This window comes from Rhizobium sp. NFACC06-2 (assembly GCF_900101425.1).
Taxonomy (GTDB): domain Bacteria; phylum Pseudomonadota; class Alphaproteobacteria; order Rhizobiales; family Rhizobiaceae; genus Agrobacterium; species Agrobacterium leguminum.
This window is the reverse complement of the sequence record NZ_FMVA01000009.1, coordinates 165824-185708: the sequence shown is the minus strand read 5'-3', so window position 1 is coordinate 185708 and position 19885 is coordinate 165824. Positions and strand designations below refer to the sequence as shown.

At 59.7% G+C, this 19885-nt stretch carries 17 protein-coding genes and 1 other RNA gene; 9 read left to right on the top strand and 9 right to left on the bottom strand.

Annotated elements, in window-relative coordinates; all coding sequences use genetic code 11:
- Positions 1-52 precede the first annotated feature (52 nt).
- From F3H58_RS16905 to F3H58_RS16885, 5 genes are all read right to left on the bottom strand, one after another.
- The gene (locus F3H58_RS16905; protein ID WP_003520342.1) at positions 53-1063 is read right to left on the bottom strand and encodes a TRAP transporter substrate-binding protein; all 1011 of its coding nucleotides are present in this window, start codon (positions 1061-1063) and stop codon (positions 53-55) included.
- 66 nt (positions 1064-1129) lie between these two features.
- Positions 1130-3007, bottom strand: a complete 1878-nt coding sequence (locus tag F3H58_RS16900) for a TRAP transporter large permease (protein WP_149742991.1) — start codon at positions 3005-3007, stop codon at positions 1130-1132.
- Between the two features lie 678 nt (positions 3008-3685).
- Complete coding sequence (locus F3H58_RS16895; protein ID WP_149742990.1) at positions 3686-4711, bottom strand: class I fructose-bisphosphate aldolase; 1026 nt, start codon at positions 4709-4711, stop codon at positions 3686-3688.
- A 191-nt stretch (positions 4712-4902) separates the two neighbouring features.
- Positions 4903-6105, bottom strand: a complete 1203-nt coding sequence (locus F3H58_RS16890; RefSeq protein WP_003523198.1) for a phosphoglycerate kinase — start codon at positions 6103-6105, stop codon at positions 4903-4905.
- Positions 6106-6172: 67 nt separating this feature from the next.
- Entirely contained in the window at positions 6173-8038 is a 1866-nt protein-coding gene (locus F3H58_RS16885; protein WP_149742989.1) for a potassium/proton antiporter, read from the bottom strand.
- Positions 8039-8433: 395 nt separating this feature from the next.
- On the opposite strand from F3H58_RS16885, the gene F3H58_RS16875 reads away from it, so the two are divergent.
- Entirely contained in the window at positions 8434-8697 is a 264-nt protein-coding gene (locus F3H58_RS16875; RefSeq protein ID WP_149742987.1) for a hypothetical protein, read from the top strand.
- 198 nt (positions 8698-8895) lie between these two features.
- Here F3H58_RS16875 and gap read toward each other — a convergent pair whose 3' ends face one another.
- Together gap and tkt are read right to left on the bottom strand one after the other, a co-directional pair.
- Entirely contained in the window at positions 8896-9906 is a 1011-nt protein-coding gene (gene gap, locus F3H58_RS16870; protein WP_059755800.1) for a type I glyceraldehyde-3-phosphate dehydrogenase, read from the bottom strand.
- 62 nt (positions 9907-9968) lie between these two features.
- Complete coding sequence (gene tkt / locus F3H58_RS16865) at positions 9969-11951, bottom strand: transketolase (protein ID WP_149742986.1); 1983 nt, start codon at positions 11949-11951, stop codon at positions 9969-9971.
- A 325-nt stretch (positions 11952-12276) separates the two neighbouring features.
- Here tkt and F3H58_RS16860 point away from each other — a divergent pair, with 325 nt between their 5' ends.
- The 7 genes from F3H58_RS16860 to F3H58_RS16825 all read left to right on the top strand — a co-directional run bounded on the left by F3H58_RS16860 (position 12277) and on the right by F3H58_RS16825 (position 17241).
- Positions 12277-12549, top strand: a complete 273-nt coding sequence (locus F3H58_RS16860) for a DUF4164 domain-containing protein (RefSeq protein WP_035263131.1) — start codon at positions 12277-12279, stop codon at positions 12547-12549.
- 10 nt (positions 12550-12559) lie between these two features.
- Positions 12560-12937: a cell division protein ZapA gene (locus F3H58_RS16855; RefSeq protein WP_003523207.1), complete on the top strand. Its 378-nt coding sequence runs from the start codon at positions 12560-12562 to the stop codon at positions 12935-12937.
- Positions 12938-13016: 79 nt separating this feature from the next.
- A non-coding RNA gene (gene ssrS, locus F3H58_RS16850) (6S RNA) lies at positions 13017-13175 on the top strand.
- A gap of 230 nt (positions 13176-13405) precedes the next feature.
- Positions 13406-14668, top strand: coding sequence for a hemolysin family protein (locus F3H58_RS16840; RefSeq protein WP_188128964.1), 1263 nt, complete (start codon positions 13406-13408; stop codon positions 14666-14668).
- Positions 14668-15285, top strand: a complete 618-nt coding sequence (locus tag F3H58_RS16835; protein WP_149742984.1) for a 5-formyltetrahydrofolate cyclo-ligase — start codon at positions 14668-14670, stop codon at positions 15283-15285. The genes F3H58_RS16840 and F3H58_RS16835 overlap by 1 nt, the downstream gene beginning before the upstream one ends.
- Before the next feature lie 174 nt (positions 15286-15459).
- Entirely contained in the window at positions 15460-16284 is an 825-nt protein-coding gene (locus F3H58_RS16830) for a TIGR00282 family metallophosphoesterase (protein ID WP_003523211.1), read from the top strand.
- Between the two features lie 114 nt (positions 16285-16398).
- Positions 16399-17241 (top strand): MBL fold metallo-hydrolase, encoded by an 843-nt coding sequence (locus F3H58_RS16825; protein WP_149742983.1) that lies wholly within the window; start codon positions 16399-16401, stop codon positions 17239-17241.
- 38 nt (positions 17242-17279) lie between these two features.
- Here the strand turns inward: F3H58_RS16825 and F3H58_RS16820 are convergent, their stop codons facing one another.
- Positions 17280-17783 carry a pyridoxamine 5'-phosphate oxidase family protein gene (locus tag F3H58_RS16820; RefSeq protein WP_031234299.1) on the bottom strand — a complete coding sequence of 168 codons (504 nt, stop codon included), beginning with the start codon at positions 17781-17783 and terminating at the stop codon, positions 17280-17282.
- A 194-nt stretch (positions 17784-17977) separates the two neighbouring features.
- Between F3H58_RS16820 and F3H58_RS16815 the strand changes: the two genes are divergently transcribed.
- The gene (locus tag F3H58_RS16815) at positions 17978-18724 is read left to right on the top strand and encodes a YebC/PmpR family DNA-binding transcriptional regulator (protein ID WP_003523214.1); all 747 of its coding nucleotides are present in this window, start codon (positions 17978-17980) and stop codon (positions 18722-18724) included.
- Positions 18725-18779: 55 nt separating this feature from the next.
- Here F3H58_RS16815 and F3H58_RS16810 read toward each other — a convergent pair whose 3' ends face one another.
- Complete coding sequence (locus tag F3H58_RS16810; protein WP_149742982.1) at positions 18780-19781, bottom strand: LLM class flavin-dependent oxidoreductase; 1002 nt, start codon at positions 19779-19781, stop codon at positions 18780-18782.
- Positions 19782-19885 lie beyond the last annotated feature (104 nt).

Below are 19885 nucleotides of genomic sequence, written 5' to 3'. Positions count from 1 at the left end.
AAATAGTCGGGTCGGCCCCGCCCGATGCGGGGCCAGCTATTCAGCAGACCGATCAGGTCAGGCTGGCGCCAACGGCCTTTTCGAGAATCGCCCAGGCTTCATCGCCATATTTGCCCTTCCATTCGGAATAGAAACCGGCTTCCTTGAGGGTTGCACGGAAGAGTGAGGCGTCGGTGTCGTTGAAGGTCATGCCCTTCGCAATCAGGTCTTCCTTCACCGAGGCATTGAGTTTCGCCACATCGGCCCGCTCGTCCTTGCCGGCCTGATTGAGGTTCTTGGCGACGATGGCGCGCAGGTCATCCGGCAGGCGCTCCCAGGCGCGCTTGTTCGCCAGGAACCAGAAGCCGTCCCACATATGGTTGGTGACCGAGCAGAATTTCTGCACTTCGAACAGCTTGGCGGTGGAAATGATCGCCAGCGGGTTTTCCTGGCCATCGACAACGCCGGTCTGCAAGGCGGTGTAGACTTCAGCGAAATTGATCGAGGCAGGGGCCGACTTGAAGGCCTTGAACATCGAGGTCCAGAGCGGGCTTACCGGCACGCGGATCTTGAAGCTTTCGAGATCGGCCGGCGTGGCGATGGGTTTCGAAGCGCTGGTGATCTGGCGGAAACCGTTATCCCAGATGGTGTCCATGGCAACGAGATTCTGCTTGGCGATTTCGCCGCGCACATATTTGCCGAGATCGCCATCCATGGCCGCCCAAACCGAATCGTAGTTCGGGAAGGCGAAGCCGATGCCGCTGATGGATGCATTCGGCACCAGCGTCGACAGGATCAGTGGCGAAAGCGTAAAGAATTCAACGCCGCCAGAGCGTACCTGGCTCAACACATCGGTATCAGCGCCCAACTGGCTGCTGGGGAAGATGTTGATATTCACCTGGCCGTCGGTTTCCTTGGCGATACGGTCAGCCGCTTCCTTGGCGCGGATGTTCATGGGGTGCGCGGCAGGCAGGTTGTTGGCATATTTATAATTGAATTGCGCAGCGCGGGCGCGCGACACAAAAGCGGTGGCAAGAACGGCAGAACCGGCGCCGGCCAACACGGTACGTCTGTTGATATTCATTGCTTTCTCCTCCCAAAATAAAAGCATGTGTCATTCATCGGCGTGGCGGGTGGACCCGCCACGGTCTCAGAGCAGAATTGTCGAGAAGCCCGGAACTGCCGCAATCAGCAGCAGACCGATGACCATGGCTGCGAGATAGGGCCAGATGGCGCCCATGGCTTCATCAGGCGAAACATTGCCTATCTTGCAGGCGATATAGAAACCGATGCCGATGGGTGGTGCCATCAGGCCGATATTCATGGCGACCACCACCACCATCGAATAATGGATGTCGTTGATGCCAAGCGTGCGGGCGATGGGGAACATGATCGGTGCGAGCAATACGATTGCCGGCAGGCCTTCCAGCACGCAGCCGAGGATCATGAAAATCAGGATCGACACGACCATATAGGTCATCCATCCGCCCGGCAGATCGGTGATCATCGCGGTCAACTGGAAAGCAAAGCCGCTCTGCGTCAACCCCCAGGCCATGGCCGAGGCGCAGCCGAGGATCAGCAGGATCGCCCCGGAAAGGGCTGCCGTCTCCACCAGCATGGAATAGAGCTTTTTGAGGCTGATGCCGCCATAAAGCACCGCACCGATAATCATCGCATAGAGCACGGCAATGGTGGAAACCTCGGTCGCCGTCGCCACGCCGCCGCCGACCAGGCTGCGGATGAGGAAGGGCAGAACCAGTGCAGGTGCTGCAATCAGCGCCGCCTTGCCGACCAACGGCCACGGGGTGCGTTTTGCGCCTTCCATGTTTTCATGCCGCGCCTTCCAGCGGGCCAGAACGGCCAGCACCAGAAGCAGCACCATGGCGATCATGAAGCCGGAAGTGAACAGGCCGGCAATCGACACGCCCGCCGCCGAACCGAGAACGATCAGCACGATGGAGGGCGGAACCGTATCGGCCATGGCGGCGCCGGTGGCGAGCAGCGCAATCATTTCCTTGGGCTTGTGGCCACGGCGCTTCATTTCCGGAAACAGCGCCGGTGCAACTGTCGCCATATCCGAAACCTTGGAGCCGGAAATGCCCGAGACCAGAAACAGCGAGCCGAGCAGCACATAGGACATGCCGGCGCGAATATGGCCGAACATGGAGGATAGCAGTTCGACAATCGCCTTGCCCATGCCGGTGGCATCGAGCACACAGCCCAGCAGCACGAAAACCGGAACCGAGAGCAGAATGATGCCTGACATGCCCTCGTCAATGCGCCCGATCATCACGATGGTCGGAACCCAGGTGGTAAAGGTCAGGTAGGCGAGGGTTCCAAGGCCGAAGCAGAAGGCGATCGGTACGCCCAGCACCAGAAACACCGCCACGAACAGGCCGAGGAAGATCGCCAGATTGAAATTGCCGAAAGTTTCGAGCGTCGGCGATGCCAGATAGAGCAGGCCGGAGGCGACCGCGACGGTGACAACGGCTGCGATGATGTGCCGCAGATTTTCCCTGCGGAAGAGATTGTTGAGGACCAGCAGCAGCATCAGACAGGCGCCAACCGGCAATGCCGCGGCGCGGAAGGACATTGGAATATTCAGCGCTGCCGAGGTGACGACCCATTCCTCGATGGCATATTCTATCGCCGGCTTGATAATCGCCGCAAGAAATGTCGCCACCAGCACCAAAGCGAGCGAATTGACATAGCCCAGAATGCGCTGCGGAAACATGTTGAGAAACAGCGTCAGGCGCAGGTGTTCGCTGCGGTCGATGGCAATTGCCGCACCCAGCATGGCAAACCACAGGAAGCTCAACGACGCCGTTTCATCGATCCAGACGATTGGCAAATGCAGGGCATAGCGCGATGTCACACCCAGCAGAAGCAGGCCGATCATCACCGCCAGCAGCACCGCCGCCACAGCCTCGATGGGTCGCATGAACCAGGAGCCCGTTACCGGCCCGGTATGCAAAAGCTCTCCATCGAGTACAAATACGTCGTCATTCGCGTTTGCGGTCATGGTCATCGGGGCCTCCTCTCCCACAGAACAACCTTCGCAACGGACTGCGGCAGACAAAGAGAGTTATCCGCGTCCAGGCCAATATCATGACCGACGCATCAGGATATATCTGTCATTGCCAGACCGGCCAGACCCCTCCAAAAGCCTGAAACTAGCGGTATATTGCCTCCACAATATGGACCGTTAAGAAACTATGCATTCGGGATACACAGGATAAGTGCCGAAATCAACTGTATAAATGCAGTATTGCGCGGTTTTCATAGCATGTTTATAGGTCCACATAGTGGATCATACTACAATTGACTGAAATTTATCTGTGATGTAACGAGCGCGCAGCAATTTCCAGGGCTTTTCGGAGCCCGTCGAGACGACAGCGCTTGTGATGCCGGGCGAGCCGGATGGTCTGGCGTTACGCGCTGGAGAAGTCGGGGAGCGTATCTGCTGCCTATTGGGGCAATGACGGTCATGAGTCGTCAGGTCGCACGACTTGAGCGGATAAGGCTGCCCATGGTGGGCATGCTTCCACGCAGGTAGCGATGCACAATCAAAACGGTTGAGAATTATCAGTCGGGTAAAATGAAAGACGATTGGGTCCGGGTGACGGAATACGGATGATCTTGCCTTATCAAACGCAGCAGCCGCCCGTTGGGGCGGCTGCTGTTTATCTGATGTTCTCTGTCAGCCTCAGGCTGCCTTTTCGAGTTCCTGCTTCCAGTTGCCCTTGGCGGCGAGGCTGTTCATCGCGGCGCGGTGCGTAAAGGCGCGCTGGCCGGCGGCGACGTTTTCCTGCTTGCCGCCCCATGTCTTGAGGGCCGTATCCTGAAGCGCGCGGCCGTAGGAATAGGTCAAAGACCAGGGCAGGTCGTAGCCGGCATTCATGGCGGAGAGATGGGCGGTCGCCTCTTCGGAGGACTGGCCGCCGGAAAGGAAGGCGATGCCCGGAACGGCAGAAGGCACGGTTGCCTTCAGAACCTTCACGGTCTTTTCCGCCACTTCCTCGACGGAAGCCTTGCGGGCCTTCTTGCCGTCGATGATCATGTTCGGCTTGAGGATCATGCCTTCAAGATTCACACGGGCATCGAACAGATCCGCGAAGACGGTCTGGAGAACCCATTGCGTGACTTCCGCACAGCGGTCGATGTCATGCGTGCCCGGCTCGCCGTCCATCAGCACTTCCGGCTCCACGATCGGCACGATATCCGCCTGCTGGCAGAGAGCGGCGTAACGGGCGAGCGACTGGGAGTTTGCCTTGATAGAACCCCAGCTCGGACGCTGCTCACCGATGGTGATGACGCCGCGCCATTTGGCGAAACGGGCGCCGGCTTCATGATACTTGCGAAGGCGCTCGTAAAGGCCGTCCAGGCCTTCGGTGATGAATTCATGCGGATGGAAAGCCATGGGCTTGGCGCCGATATCCACCTTGATGCCTGGCAGGCTGCCGGCCGCCTTGATGATATCCACGAAAGGCGTGCCGTCGGCGGCCCTCTGGAACAGGGTCTCTTCATAAAGGATGACGCCGGAGATGTATTTCTTCATGGCGTCGTCGGAACGGAACAGCATCTCGCGATAATCGCGGCGGGCGGTCTCGGTGGACTCCAGATTGATGCTGTCGAAACGCTTTTTGATCGTTCCCGTGGATTCGTCGGCGGCGAGCAGGCCCTTGCCGTCGGCGACCATTTTGATTGCGATTTCTTCGAGACGTTCGGTCATTTGCTATTCTCCCAAGGCACAATAAATTTCCGATAACAGAAGTTCCAGGGCAGGGAAATGGCACGCTAACTCATTGAAACGATTGAAATGATTTCAATCGTTTGAAACTTTTCCTCCCGGTGCCGCTTACCAAAAAGCAAGGCCGGACAAGCATGGCTTGTCCGGCCTTGTGTCAGGCAAGTAGGGTGAGTTTACTTGGCGGCGGTCAGGATGGCAACGCCCGGCAATTCCTTGCCTTCCATCCATTCGAGGAAGGCGCCGCCGGCCGTCGAAACATAGGAGAAATCCTCGGAAACACCGGCATGGTTGAGCGCAGCTACGGTATCGCCGCCGCCGGCGACGGAGACGAGCTTGCCGGCCTTGGTGCATTCCGCCGCGTGTTTTGCAGCGGCAACGGTCGCCGCGTCGAAGGGCTCGATTTCGAAGGCGCCGAGCGGGCCGTTCCAGACCAGCGTTTCGGCGCGGGAAATCCAGGCCTTGATGCTTTCAACCGATTTTGGTCCGACATCGAGAACCATGGCATCAGCGGGAATGGCGTTGATGTCGACGATTTCATTGGCCGCACCGGCCTTGAATTCGCGGGCGACAACGCCGTCCTCCGGCAGAACGATGGCGCAGCCGGATGTCGCTGCCTCGATCATGATCTGCTTTGCGGTCTCGGCGAGATCATGCTCGCAAAGCGATTTGCCGACCTGCGCACCGCGGGCGGCGAGGAAGGTGTTGGCCATGCCGCCGCCGATGACGAGGGCGTCGACCTTCTTGACGAGGTTCATCAGCAGATCGATCTTGCTTGAAACCTTGGCGCCACCGACGATGGCGACGACCGGACGGACTGGCTGGCCGAGGCCCTTTTCCAGGGCCTCAAGCTCGGCCTGCATGGTGCGGCCGGCATAGGCGGGCAGGTGGCGTGCAAGGCCCTCGGTGGAGGCATGGGCGCGGTGGGCGGCGGAGAAGGCGTCGTTCACGTAGATGTCGCCATTCGCTGCCAAAGCTTCGACGAAGGCGGGATCGTTCTTTTCTTCGCCCTTGTGGAAACGGGTATTTTCCAGAAGCAGGATATCGCCATCGTTCAGTTTCGCGACGGCATCCGCCGCCGGTGCGCCGATGCAGTCGGTCGCGAAGGAAACGGCGTGATCCAATACTTCCTCGACGGCGGGTACGATCTGGGAAAGCGACATGTCGGCCACCGGTTCGCCCTTCGGACGGCCGAAATGGGCAAGCAGAATGACTTTCGCGCCCTTGGAGGACAGTTCCAGAATGGTCGGCGCAACGCGTTCGATACGGGTTGCGTCCGTCACCTTGCCATCTGCGACCGGCACGTTGAGATCAACGCGGACGAGAACGCGCTTTCCGGCAATGTCGTTGAGGTCGTCGAGGGTCTTGAAAGCGGGCATAGGTCGATCCTGATTTGTTGCGAGTTCGGCACGGACCATACTATGCCTGATTGACGACGCAAGCCGGTCAGGCCTCATTTTCTCTCACTGTATTCGCAGCGGCGGGGGCGCTTTCTTCAACGCTGGCGGAGCGTGGCTGGCGCTTCTCTGCCAGATGGTTGCGCACACGATTGAGGATTTCCGAAAAGCTGATGAAGATCGGCAGGCTGGTCGCCGGTTCCACCGGTTCTAGGGAGATGCCCACACCGGTTATCGCCTCGTGTTCGTCCAGTGTGCGAACGATCAGCACGATGGAGCCGAGGCGCACGCGGTCGGCATAATCGGCCTTTCCGGCAAGGCGCGCTTCGATGAGTTCCGCGACGCTCATCGCCTGTTCGGCTGGTGAAAGCAGGCCGGGACCATAGGCTGCGTCCAGTTCCTTCGCCGGGCGGGTGGGCGAGATCGCGAAGGTGCCGAAGAAATCGGCGTCGTCATCGGCAACCGGTAGGGCGCTGGCGAACAGCCGGTCGATCAGGCGTGAATAGCCTGGGGCGATGAAGAGGTAGACAAGATCGTTCTCGCGCAGCCGCCCGGCATATTGGTAGCGGATCGATTTGCCGTCGCGCACCACCAGCGAAGGCATGGCCCAGCGCGGAATACGCTCGCCCTGCATGATGGCGCTACCCTTGGCGACCCGGTAGGAGATCAGCTCATGATTGGCGGTGCCGGGAAGGTCCACCTCAAGCTTGTCCACCTCACCCATGCGCGGCGGCACGATCAGCCCGAGCCTTGTCGCCACCGGCTTGATGGTCCAGCCCTGTACCAGCAGCGACACCAGCACGATGATGAAGGCGGCGTTGAAATAGACCTGCGCATCGTCAAGGCCGCCGAGAATGGGCATGATGGCGAGCAGGATGGAAACCGCGCCGCGCAGGCCCACCCATGCCACGAAGGAGGTTTCCTGCTGGGTATAGTTGAAGGGCATGAGGCTCAGCCACACCGCAAGCGGGCGGGCGACGAAGATCAGGAACAGCGCGAGCAGCACGGCCGGAATGGCGATTGCCGGAAATTGCGACGGGGTGGCGAGCAGGCCGAGCATCAGGAACATGATGATCTGTGCAAGCCAGGTCAGCCCCTCATGGAAACGGCGGATGGTTTCCTTGGCGAAGATCCGGCGGTTGCCGGCAACGATGCCAGCCACATAGACCGCCAGAAAACCGCTGCCGCCAATTGTGCCGGTGAAGGAAAAGACGAGCAGCGCCAGCGCCAGCACGAAGATGGGCGCAAGCCCCCGGTCAGCGGCGAAACGGTTGACGACGGTGGCGATCATGACGCCGCCGAGCAGGCCGAAAATCACGCCAAGGCCCATCTGCTCAATGAAAAGCAGCAGAAAGCCGCTATCGATGCCGGCCAGCCCCTGGCCCTTGGCGATGATTTCGACCAGGGCGATGGTGAGGAAGATCGCCATCGGATCGTTGGTGCCGGATTCGACTTCCAGCGTCGAACGCACCTGATCGCGGATGTGGATACCGCCGATGCGCAGCAGGAAGAACACGGCCGCCGCATCGGTGGAAGCGACGATGGCGCCGAGCAGCAGGCCTTCCAGCCAGGAAAGCCCGAGCAGCAGGGCGGCCGCGCCGGCAAAAAAGACGGATGTGAGGATGACGCCGACTGTGGCGAGAGCGACGGCGGGTGCCGCCGAAAGCCGGAAGGACTGGATGGATGTGCCGAACCCGGAATCGAACAGGATGACGGCAAGCACCAGCGAGCCGAGCATATAGGCCAGCGGATTGTTGGTGAATTCGATGCCGAGGCCGTCCACACCGGCCCCAAGGCCGATCATCAGGAAAAGCAGCAGCAGCGGTGCGCCGAAGCGGAAGGCGATAAGGCTCGAAAAGGCGGCGACGAGAACGAGAACGGTTGCGACCAGCAACAGAAGATAAAATGATTCCACGTCCACCGCCTCATTCAAACCGCGTTGATAGACCGCAACCCGTGGCGCAATGAATGCTCTGCGCGTCTGCAGTCAATGCGCCACGGGTTGCGGTCTGTCAGCGCTGTTTCGGGTGGCGTTGAAAGGCGACGCAAGGCGGGGTGTATCGAATGATACGGCAGGGCCGAAGTACATTGCGCACGACCGTTATCCCCCTTGTCCGTCCCAAAGTGGACCAGACAAAGGCAGGAAATGGGAATTTTTTCGGCGTGCAGGGAAAACATGCAAGGCCTGGAGAAGCGGCGCACACCCTGCACCGACAATTCACCCGCCGGTGTTTGAGCGTAACATAGAGACAATGCAGCCGCGTTAGTTCTCGCCTCCGAATTGCTTTTACCCATTATCGGAGCGATCGGATGAAACGGATATTTACCTTTACGATGCTGCTGGCGGCCGGCCCGATGGTTTCGGGTTGCTCGAGTACGGAGCAGACGGCAGAAAACATGGCCGCGCAACGAGAGCGCTGTCGCGTCTTCGGCTACTACGAAGGCTCGCGGGATTTCGCCGACTGCATGATGAAACTCTCCATGCAGCAAAGCGAATTGAGGCAACAGACCTTCGATACGATCTGGAGCAGTGCCGGCAATTCTGGTCCGGTCATTATCAACAATAGAAAATGACGAATGCGCGCGCCTCTTCCGGCTGGGTGAGGGACGACCTGCATCGTCGATTGGCCGGTGCCGGTTTTCGATCTGAAGCGCCCCGCCTTGCTTCGGGATCGACGCCGGGGGTGGGATTCCTCATTCCGCCGGCATTTTTCAGGCAAACAAAAACCGGCAGGATTGCTCCTGCCGGTTTTTTATGGAAGCGATGCCTGCTTAGATGGTCTTCGCGAAGGCGACGGCCGTGTCCGACATGCGGTTGGAGAAGCCCCACTCGTTGTCGTACCAGGACAGGACGCGCACGAAATTGCCTTCCATGACCTTGGTCTGGTCGTTGGCGAAGATCGACGAATGGCTGTCGTGGTTGAAATCGCGGGAAACCAGCGGCTCGTCTGTGTAGCCGAGGATGCCCTTCAGCTTGCCATTGGCGGCAGACTTGATCGCTTCGTTGATTTCCTCAACCGTGGTGGCGCGCTTGGCAATGAACTTGAAGTCCACGACCGAAACGTTCGGGGTCGGAACGCGGATCGACGTGCCGTCCAGCTTGCCCTTGAGGTGCGGCAGAACGAGGCCAACGGCCTTGGCAGCGCCCGTCGAGGTCGGGATCATGGACAGGGCTGCGGCGCGGGCGCGGTACAGGTCCTTGTGCATGGTGTCCAGCGTCGGCTGGTCGCCGGTGTAGGAGTGGATCGTCGTCATGAAGCCATGGTCGATGCCAACGACGTCATCGAGAACCTTCACGACCGGCACGAGGCAGTTGGTGGTGCAGGACGCGTTGGAAATGACCAGATGGTCCTTCGTCAGCTGGTCGTCGTTGACGCCGAAAACGACCGTCAGGTCTGCGCCGTCAGCCGGAGCCGAAACGATGACGCGCTTTGCGCCGGCCGTCAGGTGAGCGGCAGCCTTGTCGCGGGCGGTGAAGATGCCCGTGCATTCCAGCGCGATGTCGACGCCGAGTTCCTTGTGCGGCAGCGTTGCCGGATCGCGAACGGCCGTAACCTTGATCGGCTTGCCGCCGCCCACGATGATCGTGTCGCCTTCTACCTTCACATCGGCCGGGAACTTGCCGTGGATCGAATCGTAACGCAGCAGGTGGGCGTTGGTCTCCACCGGGCCGAGGTCGTTGATGGCAACGACTTCGATATCGGTGCGGCCGGATTCGACGATGGCGCGCAGGACGTTGCGGCCGATGCGGCCGAAGCCGTTAATGGCAACTTTTACAGTCATTTACAGTCTCCCGAACAAGAATGGGCGTGGTCTTTGCTGAATGGTGAGGGCCTGGGAAGCCCTCACGCAAGTTTTGCCTCGACTGCGGCGACGACGGCTTCCGCCGTGATGCCGAAGTGCTTGAAGAGATCCTTCGCCGGCGCGGACGCTCCAAAGGAGTGCATGCCGACGAATGCGCCGTCGGAGCCGATGAAATAATCCCAGCCCTGGCGGATGGCGGCTTCGACCGCGATCTTCACCGGAGCCTTGCCGATGATGGCGTTGCGATAGGTTTCCGGCTGTTCCTTGAAAAGCTCGAAGCAGGGAACGGAAACGACACGGACGGAAACGCCGTTGTCCTTCAACGTTGCGGCGGCCTTCAGCGCCACTTCGACTTCCGAACCGGATGCGAAGATCGAAACCTTGGCGTCGCTGGCGGAGACGAGTTCGTAAGCGCCGTAAGCAGACAGGTTCTTCTCTTCATACTCCTTGCGCGAGGGCGCAAGGTTCTGGCGGGTAAGCGCCAGCGCGGAAGGACGATGCTTCTGCTCGAGAGCCAGCTGCCAGCATTCCGCCGTCTCGGTTTCATCCGCCGGGCGGAAGACGAGCAGGTTCGGAATGGCGCGCAGGGCTGCGATCTGCTCCACCGGCTGGTGGGTCGGGCCGTCTTCGCCGACGCCGATGGAATCATGCGTCAGAACGTGGACGACACGGATGCCCATGAGTGCGGCAAGGCGGATCGACGGACGGCAATAGTCCGAGAAGATCAGGAAGCCGCCGGCATAGGGAATGAGACCGCCATGCAGCGCGATGCCGTTCATCGCCGCCGCCATGCCGTGCTCGCGGATGCCGTAATGCAGGTAACGGCCGGAAAAGTCCGTCGGCGTGATGGACTTCATCTGGCTGGTCTTGGTGTTGTTGGACGGCGTCAGGTCAGCCGAACCGCCGATCATTTCCGGCAGGACGCCGTTGATGACTTCGAGCGAATCTTCCGAAGCTTTGCGGGTGGCGACCGTCGGGTTGTTCTCGATGATCTTCTTCTTGAAGGCATCGATGGCGCTGTTGAAGTTGCCGGGCAGGTCGCCGGCGAAGCGGCGCTTGAATTCGGCCTTCTTGCCGGCTTCAGCGGCTTCAAGGCGGGCTTCCCAATCCTGGCGGGTCTTGGTGGAGCGCAGGCCGGCGAGACGCCATGCATCCAGCACGTCTTCCGGAACGACGAAGGCTTCGGCTTCCCAGTTCAGGTGCTTGCGGGTGGCGGCGATTTCTTCGGCGCCGAGCGGGTTGCCGTGAACCTTGTGGGTGCCCTGCTTGTTGGGCGCGCCGAAGCCGATCACGGTCTTGCAGGCGATGAAGGTCGGGCGGTCGGATTTCTGCGCGGCTTCGATGGCGGCGGCAATCGCGTCCGGATCGTGGCCGTCGACGCGGATGGTGTTCCAGTGAACGGCCTGGAAGCGGGCGATCTGGTCGGTGCTGTCGGAGAGGCCGACTTCGCCGTCGATGGTGATGTTGTTGTCATCCCAGAACAGAACGAGCTTGTTGAGCTTCAGGTGGCCGGCAAGCGCGATGGCTTCGTGGCTGATGCCTTCCATGAGGCAGCCGTCGCCGCAAAGGACGTAGGTGAAGTGGCTCTGCAGGTCGGAGCCGAATTCTTCTTCGAGCTTGCGCTCGGCAATCGCCATGCCGACGGCGTTGGCGATGCCCTGGCCGAGCGGGCCGGTCGTCGTTTCGATGCCGGTCGCGTGGCCATATTCGGGGTGGCCGGCGGTCTTGGAACCGAACTGACGGAAGCGCTTGATCTCGTCGATCGTCATGTCCTCGTAGCCCGTCAGATAGAGCAGCGAGTAAAGAAGCATCGAGCCATGACCTGCCGACAGCACGAAGCGGTCGCGATCCGCCCAGAGCGGCGCCTTGGGATCGAATTTCAGGTAACGGGTGAAGAGAACGGTGGCGACATCAGCGGCGCCCATCGGCAGACCGGGATGGCCGGAATTGGCCTTCTCCACTGCATCCATGGCAAGAAATCGGATCGCATTTGCCATCCGGTTGTGTTTGTCGCGAGAAATCATGGCTTTTCCGTCTGTTTCCGGGTGAAAGGAGATAGTTTTACGCAACTATCCAAAAAGCGGGTTGATCCATAGCAGGTGAGGCCGGCAAGTCAATAAATCCACGGGCGTTTGCGGTTCGCTGAGGGAGAAAAAATCGTTTAGAAAATCGGGCATCCTGACAAAATCCGTGCGATAGGCGCTGCCGCCTCTTCGTTCATCCACAGAGCAAAACGTCTCAATGCACTGGTTTGATTGACGGGATGGTAAATCGGGTAATAACCTCGTGATTGTTGAAAAGGCCTGAAACCGGACGATTCGGCCGGTGGCGTGCGAGTTGGAAAAAACGATGTCGGCTGACAAGACCGTACAATCTGCGCTGACGGAGCTGAATGCTGCCATCACAAATCTCGAAAATGCCATCGATATGCGTATCGAGCGGCAAAGGGAGACGGGTGAGATCGATAACGAGGTCAAGCGGGTCCATGTCGACCGCGCCAGGCTCGCGCATGAGCTGGATCAGGCGGAGTTTCGCGCCAATCGTCTTGAAGAAGTCAATCGCGAGGTTTCCCGCCGGCTGGTGACGGCGATGGAGACGATCCGCGCGGTGCTGGATCGATAGGAGCGGGCTCATGGCGCAAGTCACAGTTATGATCGACGGCAAGGCCTATCGCATGGCGTGCGAGGCGGGGCAGGAAGACCATCTGACCGATCTCGCAACGAGGTTCGACCGTTATGTCGGGCACCTCAAGAGCCAGTTCGGCGAAATCGGCGATCTTCGCCTGACCGTCATGGCGGGCATCATGGTGATGGACGAGCTTTCCGAACTCAATCGCAAGATCGAGAAGCTGGAAGGAGAGGTCGCCTCCCTTTCCCGCAACCGCGACGGCATGGCCGAGCACCGGGCGAAATCAGACGAGATGGTGGCGCTCGCTATCGGCGATCTGGCCGACCGCCTGAACGGGATTACCGAAAAACTGCTCGCGCGGCCGAAGCCCGCCGCGCATTGATGGCCTGAACGGTTCTGAGGCGGCAAAATTTCGCGCGCTGCCCTCTGGCGGTTTTCTCCGATCCGTCCTATATCTTCTATGCGTTCTGCGCTTCCCGACAGGAACCACAATCCCTGGGGCCATACTCGATCCAAAGGGAGCTGTCCCTGGCCAGTCCCGTGGGGCTGGACACACGGTGCCCACCTACTTTTGTAGGCACCCAGGATCGTAAATCTCCATCGGTCGCCGTGGATCGCGCTTGAAGTATCGGATCAACCTCCGGGGCTTCCCTGTATCCTTGATATATTCGACAGTCATTTTTCATAACTGCCGGACGCGGCTTTTTTATATTGCCGTCATTGCAATGGCGGAACAATTCCCTATTATCCGGATTGGTATGTCTGTCATGCCCTTTAAAAAAGGGCGCTGCGGTCAAAACCGCGACGTGCCGTTCAACAGCCCAAAGAGCTAAACTTGTTTACTGAAATTATGATCGTGGTCCTGCTCACCGTATTGAACGGTGTGCTTGCCATGTCCGAGCTTGCCGTTGTCTCCTCCAGACCGGCGAGGCTCAAAGTGCTTGCCACACAAGGCAGCAAGGGCGCCACAATGGCGCTCAGCCTTTCCGAAAATCCCGGACGCTTTCTTTCCACGGTGCAGATCGGCATCACGCTGGTCGGCGTTCTTTCCGGCGCTTTTTCCGGCGCCACGCTCGGCGCCCGCTTCACGGCGTGGCTTCTGGAGCAGGGCGTTCCCGACCGTGCCGCCGATGCGCTCGGTGTCGGCTCGGTGGTCGTCGCCATCACCTATCTGTCGCTGATCGTCGGGGAACTGGTGCCCAAGCAGATTGCGCTGCGCGATCCCGAAAAGGTCGCCGCCCGCGTCGCCCCCACCATGATGCTGCTGTCCAAGGTCGGCGCGCCGCTGGTGTGGCTGCTCGACCGGTCGGGCAAGGCCGTTCTGGCGCTTCTCGGCCATAGCGGTGAATCCAACGCTTCGGTCACCGACGATGAAATCCGCACGGTTCTGGCCGAAGCTCACAGCGCCGGTGTGATCGAGACCGAGGAATCGGCGATGATCACCAGCGTCATGCGTCTTGCCGACCGCAATGCGCGCGGCCTGATGACGCCGCGTCGCGATGTGGAAGTGGTCGATATCGAAGACAGCGCCGAAGAAATCCGCGAGCAGCTTCGCCAGACGCAGCGTTCGCGCCTGCCGGTGCGCAACGGTGCTTCGGATGAAATTCTCGGTGTGCTTTTCGCCAAGGATGCCTTCGATGCGCTCGCGTCCGGCAAGGAACTCAACATTCGCGAGCTTCTGCGGGAAGTTCCGGTCGTATCGGATCTGACGAGCGCGGTGGACGTCATCCAGTCGCTGCGCCGTTCCACCGTGCATATGGTGCTGGTCTATGACGAATACGGCCATTTCGAAGGTATCGTCAGCTCCGGCGACGTTCTGGAAGCCATTACCGGCGCGTTCCAGGAAGATAATGACGAGGAGCCGGCGATGGTCGAGCGCGAGGACGGTTCGTTCCTCGTCGCCGGCTGGATGCCCGCCGATGAGTTCGCTTATCGCATGGGTTTCCAGATTGACGAGGATGCCGAGTTCGAGACCGTTGCCGGTCTGGTTCTGGACGAGTTCCGCCGCCTGCCGGAACTGGGCGAACACGTCACCCGCAATGGCTGGCGTTTCGAGGTCATCGATCTCGATGGCCACCGCATCGACAAGGTTCTCGTGAGCCGGGCCGCCTGATGCCCGGTGACGTTGCCGAAAAAGCAAGGCTGCGCGGCGAAAGGCTCGCCGCGCGCGATGCGCTGACGCTGGCGGAGCGCCAGCAGAAGAGCCAGTCCATAAGGGCCCATGGCGCCTCCGATATCCCCTTTGCACCGGGCACCGTAATTTCCGGCTTCATGCCGATCCGCTCCGAGGCCGATACCCGGCCGCTGATGGAAGCGTTGCGGACAAGGGGCGGGCGCCTCGTCCTGCCCGTTGTGCTGGATCGTGAAACCATCGTCTTCCGCGCCTTTGAAACGGATACGCTGCTGGTAAAGACCGGCTTCGGTACGACCGGCCCGGGTGAGGATGCGGAGGTTCTCGATCCGGATATTCTGCTCGTACCTCTCTCCGTCTTCGATGGCAAAGGTCAGCGGGTCGGTTATGGCGCGGGCCATTATGACCGCGCCATTGCGCGATTGCACGCCAGGGGTCGTCAGCCTGTGCTCATCGGCGTCGCCTTCGATTGTCAGGAAGTGCCGTCCGTACCGGCGGAGCCGCATGACGTCTCGCTTCACGCCATTCTGACGGAAAGCGGCCTGCGCTGGTTTTCCGTCCCATTGTCGATCTCCGATAGTGGGCAAAAGGCGCTTTAGCACTTTTTAAAAGATGGATTGCCGGTTAGAGGGTCTCCACTTTTCCTTGAATGGCGAAGACCCTCTAACTCTTTGTTTCGTCGCATTTCCGGACGGGAAACCGGGTTCCACTTTTCCTGGAAATGCACTAGAGGGGACGAAATATAGAAACATGCGCAAGATCGGGGCGGGTGAATGAGGCTTCTTTTTCTCGGAGATATGGTTGGCAAGACCGGACGCACGGCTGTCTGGGAGCGGTTGCCGGGATTGATTTCCGATCTGAAGCTGGATTTCGTCATCGTCAACGGTGAAAACGCTGCCGGCGGTTTTGGGATCACCGAGGATATCTATCTCGAGACCATAAATGCCGGCGCCGATGTGGTAACGACCGGTAACCATGTCTGGGACCAGAAGGAAGCGGTTTCCTTCTGTGAGCGCCACGACCAGTTTCTCCGGCCCGCCAACTATCCTGACGGTACGCCGGGCAAAGGTTCGGGTATTTTTTATGCCCGCAACGGCGCGCGCATACTGGTTGCCAACATCATGGGCCGGGTCTTCATGCATCCGGAACTGGACGATCCCTTCAAGTCGGCGGAAAACATTCTTGCCGCCTGCCCGCTGAAGGAACAGGCCGACGCCATTATTTTCGATTTCCACGCGGAAGCGACCAGCGAAAAACAGTGTTTCGGCCATTTCGTCGATGGGCGCGCTAGTTTCGTTGTCGGTACCCACACCCATGTTCCGACCGCCGATGCCCAGATATTGAATGGCGGAACCGCTTACATGTCGGATGCCGGCATGTGCGGCGATTATGACAGCTCGCTTGGCATGGAGAAGGAAGAGCCGATCAACCGCTTCATTTCCAAAATGCCGAAGGGCCGTTTCGAGGCAGCCAGCGGACCTGCGACGATCTGCGGTGTCGGCGTTGAGATTTCCGACCGAACCGGACTGGCGGAAAAGATTGCGCCGCTGCGCATCGGGCCGCGGCTTTCGGAAACCCTGCCGTCCTTCTGGGTTTAATCTTCCCCCGAAGCGTTCACAATGATGAGAGGGCGAGCCTTCCGTTGCTCTTGTAACTGGACGCTCGCCAAAACCTGTCCCATCCTCGCAGCTTCGCAAGTTCAGGGGAGTGGCATGATGCTGCGCGTGCTAATGCTTGCAATATCGGGGCTGATCGCCTGTTCTGGAGCGGCCTTCTCCCAGACGGCGAGCCGTCCTCCCGTCAGCCAGTGCCAGGCGATCGCCAACAACATTCCGGGCGTCATGTTCGCGAGCTTCAATCCGCCGGGTGTTCAGCTGGCGCAGGCGACGGCAAAGGAAGAGGTGAAGATCAGCTTCATCGGCCATTCCACCTATCTGATCGAAAGCCCCGGCGGTGTGACCATCGCCACCGATTATAACGGCGTCTATCGTCCGCCCGTCACGCCGACGGTGGTGACGATGAACCGGGCGCATTCGACGCATTTCACCCTCAGTCCGGACCCGGCCATTCAATATGTGCTGCATGGCTGGAGCGATACGCCGGGAGAAAAGGCCGAGCACAAGGTTCTGGTGGGCGATGTCTATATCCGCAATGTAGCAACCGACATCCGCAACCGCTGGGGCGACTACGAATCCTTTCAGGAGAACGGCAATTCCATCTTCATCTTCGAGGTTGCCGGGCTGTGCATCGGCCATCTCGGGCATCTGCATCATGAGTTAACGGATACGCATTATGCCGAGATCGGCCGTCTGGATGTGCTGATGGTGCCGGTGGATGGCGGGCTGACCATGGGTGCCGACAGCATGAGCCGGGTGGTCAAGCGCCTGCGCTCCGCGCTGATCCTGCCGATGCACCGCACCGGCCCGCCACTGGAGCAGTTTCTGACGATGTTCGGCGAAAGTTTCCGCATTGCCTATGCGACCGATCCGATGATCCGGGTTTCGATGAGAAACCTTCCCCGCCAGCCGCAGATACTGGTGCCAAAAGGCATGTAGCATGGCGACGGGCGAGGAAGGCCGGGGGGAGCCGTTTCTCAGGCAAAGGTGAGGTGCTGGCGGACACCGACGTCAGGCGTCTTGTCATCCGACATGTTCGCCTTGGCGATTTCCCAGCCGAATTTCAGCGTGCTGTCGGTCGACGCCCAGATGTCGGCATCATCGACGTGAAGCGCCAGCATCGTCAGTTGCGGGTCGCTTTTGCCATGTTCATACCAGGCCGCGGTGACGGAGTTCCAATATTCGTCGATCTTGGTTTTGTCGTCGCGCGCTTCGAGGATGCCTGAAAGGCAGGCGTGGTAGTCATGGTCCTTGCCCACCACGCAGAAATGCGCCCGGGAGCCGGATTTCAGCGATTTCACCAGATCGGTGTCTTTTTTCGAGAAAAACCAGATGGTGTTGGTCTTGGGGTCAGCATGAGGCGCCATGGGCTGCATATGGTTGTGCAGTCCCTCCAGCCCGAGCATGCCGGCATGGACGGAATTGATCTCGTCCCAGAGCTGGCGGGCCGGTGCCTCTCGTGCTTCAGTCAGGCTGACCATATGTTTTCTCCTTCGGGTCTCATGTTGCGACGGAGGAAAAATGCCCTGTTCCGCCGCGTTCATGATCAGAACGAAGAGCGGATAAATCGGTTCCTTCCGTTGTTGCGGCAAGAGAAAGCGCTTGCGGGGTTGAATGGCGCGGCTATCGCACTTATAAGGCCCGCAATCTCCAAATTACGACAATCAGGTTTTCCATGGCTGGTCATTCACAGTTCAAGAACATCATGCACCGCAAGGGCAAGCAGGACTCCGTGCGGTCCAAAATGTTTTCCAAGCTTGCGCGCGAAATCACCGTTGCGGCAAAGACGGGCATGCCCGACCCGAACATGAACCCGCGCCTGCGTCTGGCGATCCAGAACGCCAAGGCACAGTCCATGCCGAAGGACAATATCGAGCGTGCGATCAAGAAGGCATCCGGCGCCGATGGCGAAAACTATGACGAAGTCCGTTACGAGGGTTACGGCCCGGGCGGCGTCGCCGTCATCGTCGAGGCCCTGACGGACAACCGCAACCGCACTGCCTCCAACGTTCGCTCCATCTTCACCAAGGCCGGCGGCGCTCTTGGCGAAACCGGCTCGGTCTCCTTCTCCTTCGACCGGGTTGGCGAAATCTCCTACAAGGCCGAAGTCGGCGATGCCGACAAGGTCATGGAAGCCGCGATCGAAGCCGGCGCCGACGACGTTGAATCTTCCGAGGACGGCCACACTATCATCTGCGGTTTCGAAGCGATGAACGAGGTTTCCAAGGCGCTGGAAGGCGTGCTGGGCGAAGCCGAAAGCGTCAAGGCCATCTGGAAGCCGCAGAACACGGTGCCGGTGGATGAAGAAAAGGCACAGTCGCTGATGAAGCTCATCGACAATCTCGAAGACGATGACGACGTGCAGAACGTCTACTCCAACTTCGAAGTGTCCGAAGAAATTCTCGCCAAGCTTTCCGCCTGACGTCTCATGTTTCAAAAAAAAGCCCCGGCAGCGATCCGCTCCGGGGCTTTTTTGTTTAGGCAGCCTTCTTTATGGAGGTTCGCACGTCAGCAAAAATCTCCACGGATCGCAGCCGCTTTTCGATGTCATGGATCGGCATGGAAACGATCAGCTCATCCGCCTGCGTTTCCGCCAGGAAACCGTCGAGATGGCGCTGGATCGTCTCAGGCGAGCCCACGGCTGCGAAACGAAGCGTGTGTTCGACCGAGAAACGTTCCATCTCGTTCCAGTAGTCGTCCATGCTGTGCACCGGCTTCGGAAACTGCGTACGCACGTTGCGGCGCAGGTTGACGAATTGCTGCTGCGACGAGGTGAAGAGATGCTGCGCTTCCTCATCCGTCTTGGCGCCGACGCCCATCACACCCACCATCACATAGGGCTTGTCCAGCACTTCTGAGGGCTGGAAGCGCTCGCGATAGATATGGATCGCTTCCATCAGCATATCGGGCGCGAAATGCGAGGCGAAGGAATAGGGCAGGCCGAGGGCTGCGGCGAGATGCGCGCTATAGGTGCTGGAGCCGAGCAGCCAGATCGGCACATTCGAATTCATGCCGGGCACGGCGAGAATAGCCTGATCCTGCTGCGGCGGACCAAGGTAACGCTGGAGTTCGACGATATCGTGCGGGAAGTTTTCCGCGCCGGCATCGAGATTGCGGCGCAGCGCCCGTGCCGTGCGCATGTCGGTTCCGGGCGCACGGCCAAGACCGAGATCGACACGGCCGGGAAGCAGCGCCGCAAGCGTGCCGAACTGCTCGGCGATGACGAGCGGGGAGTGGTTGGGTAACATGATGCCGCCGGAGCCGACGCGGATATGTTTCGTGGCCGCGCCCACATGGGCGATGACGAGCGATGTTGCCGCACTGGCAATGCCCGGCATGCCGTGGTGCTCCGCCAGCCAGATACGGTTATAGCCGTGTTCTTCGGCTTTGATCGCCATTCGGCGGGAATTTTCAAGCGCCTCGCTGACGCTCTCGCCTTCGCCGATGGGCGAAAGGTCGAGAATGGAAAAGGGGATCATCCGACGCTCCTGCGAAATTTAAATCTTTGCTGCGGATGTAAGGCGCGTGTCCCGATTTACCAGTGAAGTCGCGCAGAATTGAAGGATGGTTCAAAAAAATTGGG

Coding starts and splice junctions, on each gene's coding strand:
- F3H58_RS16905 (WP_003520342.1), bottom strand. CDS start 1,063: ATGAATATCAACAGACGTACCGTGTTGGCCGGCGCCGGTTCTGCCGTT.
- F3H58_RS16900 (WP_149742991.1), bottom strand. CDS start 3,007: ATGACCATGACCGCAAACGCGAATGACGACGTATTTGTACTCGATGGA.
- F3H58_RS16895 (WP_149742990.1), bottom strand. CDS start 4,711: ATGACCGAACGTCTCGAAGAAATCGCAATCAAAATGGTCGCCGACGGC.
- F3H58_RS16890 (WP_003523198.1), bottom strand. CDS start 6,105: ATGCCCGCTTTCAAGACCCTCGACGACCTCAACGACATTGCCGGAAAG.
- F3H58_RS16875 (WP_149742987.1), top strand. CDS start 8,434: ATGAAACGGATATTTACCTTTACGATGCTGCTGGCGGCCGGCCCGATG.
- gap (WP_059755800.1), bottom strand. CDS start 9,906: ATGACTGTAAAAGTTGCCATTAACGGCTTCGGCCGCATCGGCCGCAAC.
- tkt (WP_149742986.1), bottom strand. CDS start 11,951: ATGATTTCTCGCGACAAACACAACCGGATGGCAAATGCGATCCGATTT.
- F3H58_RS16860 (WP_035263131.1), top strand. CDS start 12,277: ATGTCGGCTGACAAGACCGTACAATCTGCGCTGACGGAGCTGAATGCT.
- F3H58_RS16855 (WP_003523207.1), top strand. CDS start 12,560: ATGGCGCAAGTCACAGTTATGATCGACGGCAAGGCCTATCGCATGGCG.
- F3H58_RS16840 (WP_188128964.1), top strand. CDS start 13,406: ATGATCGTGGTCCTGCTCACCGTATTGAACGGTGTGCTTGCCATGTCC.
- F3H58_RS16835 (WP_149742984.1), top strand. CDS start 14,668: ATGCCCGGTGACGTTGCCGAAAAAGCAAGGCTGCGCGGCGAAAGGCTC.
- F3H58_RS16830 (WP_003523211.1), top strand. CDS start 15,460: ATGAGGCTTCTTTTTCTCGGAGATATGGTTGGCAAGACCGGACGCACG.
- F3H58_RS16825 (WP_149742983.1), top strand. CDS start 16,399: ATGATGCTGCGCGTGCTAATGCTTGCAATATCGGGGCTGATCGCCTGT.
- F3H58_RS16820 (WP_031234299.1), bottom strand. CDS start 17,783: ATGGTCAGCCTGACTGAAGCACGAGAGGCACCGGCCCGCCAGCTCTGG.
- F3H58_RS16815 (WP_003523214.1), top strand. CDS start 17,978: ATGGCTGGTCATTCACAGTTCAAGAACATCATGCACCGCAAGGGCAAG.
- F3H58_RS16810 (WP_149742982.1), bottom strand. CDS start 19,781: ATGATCCCCTTTTCCATTCTCGACCTTTCGCCCATCGGCGAAGGCGAG.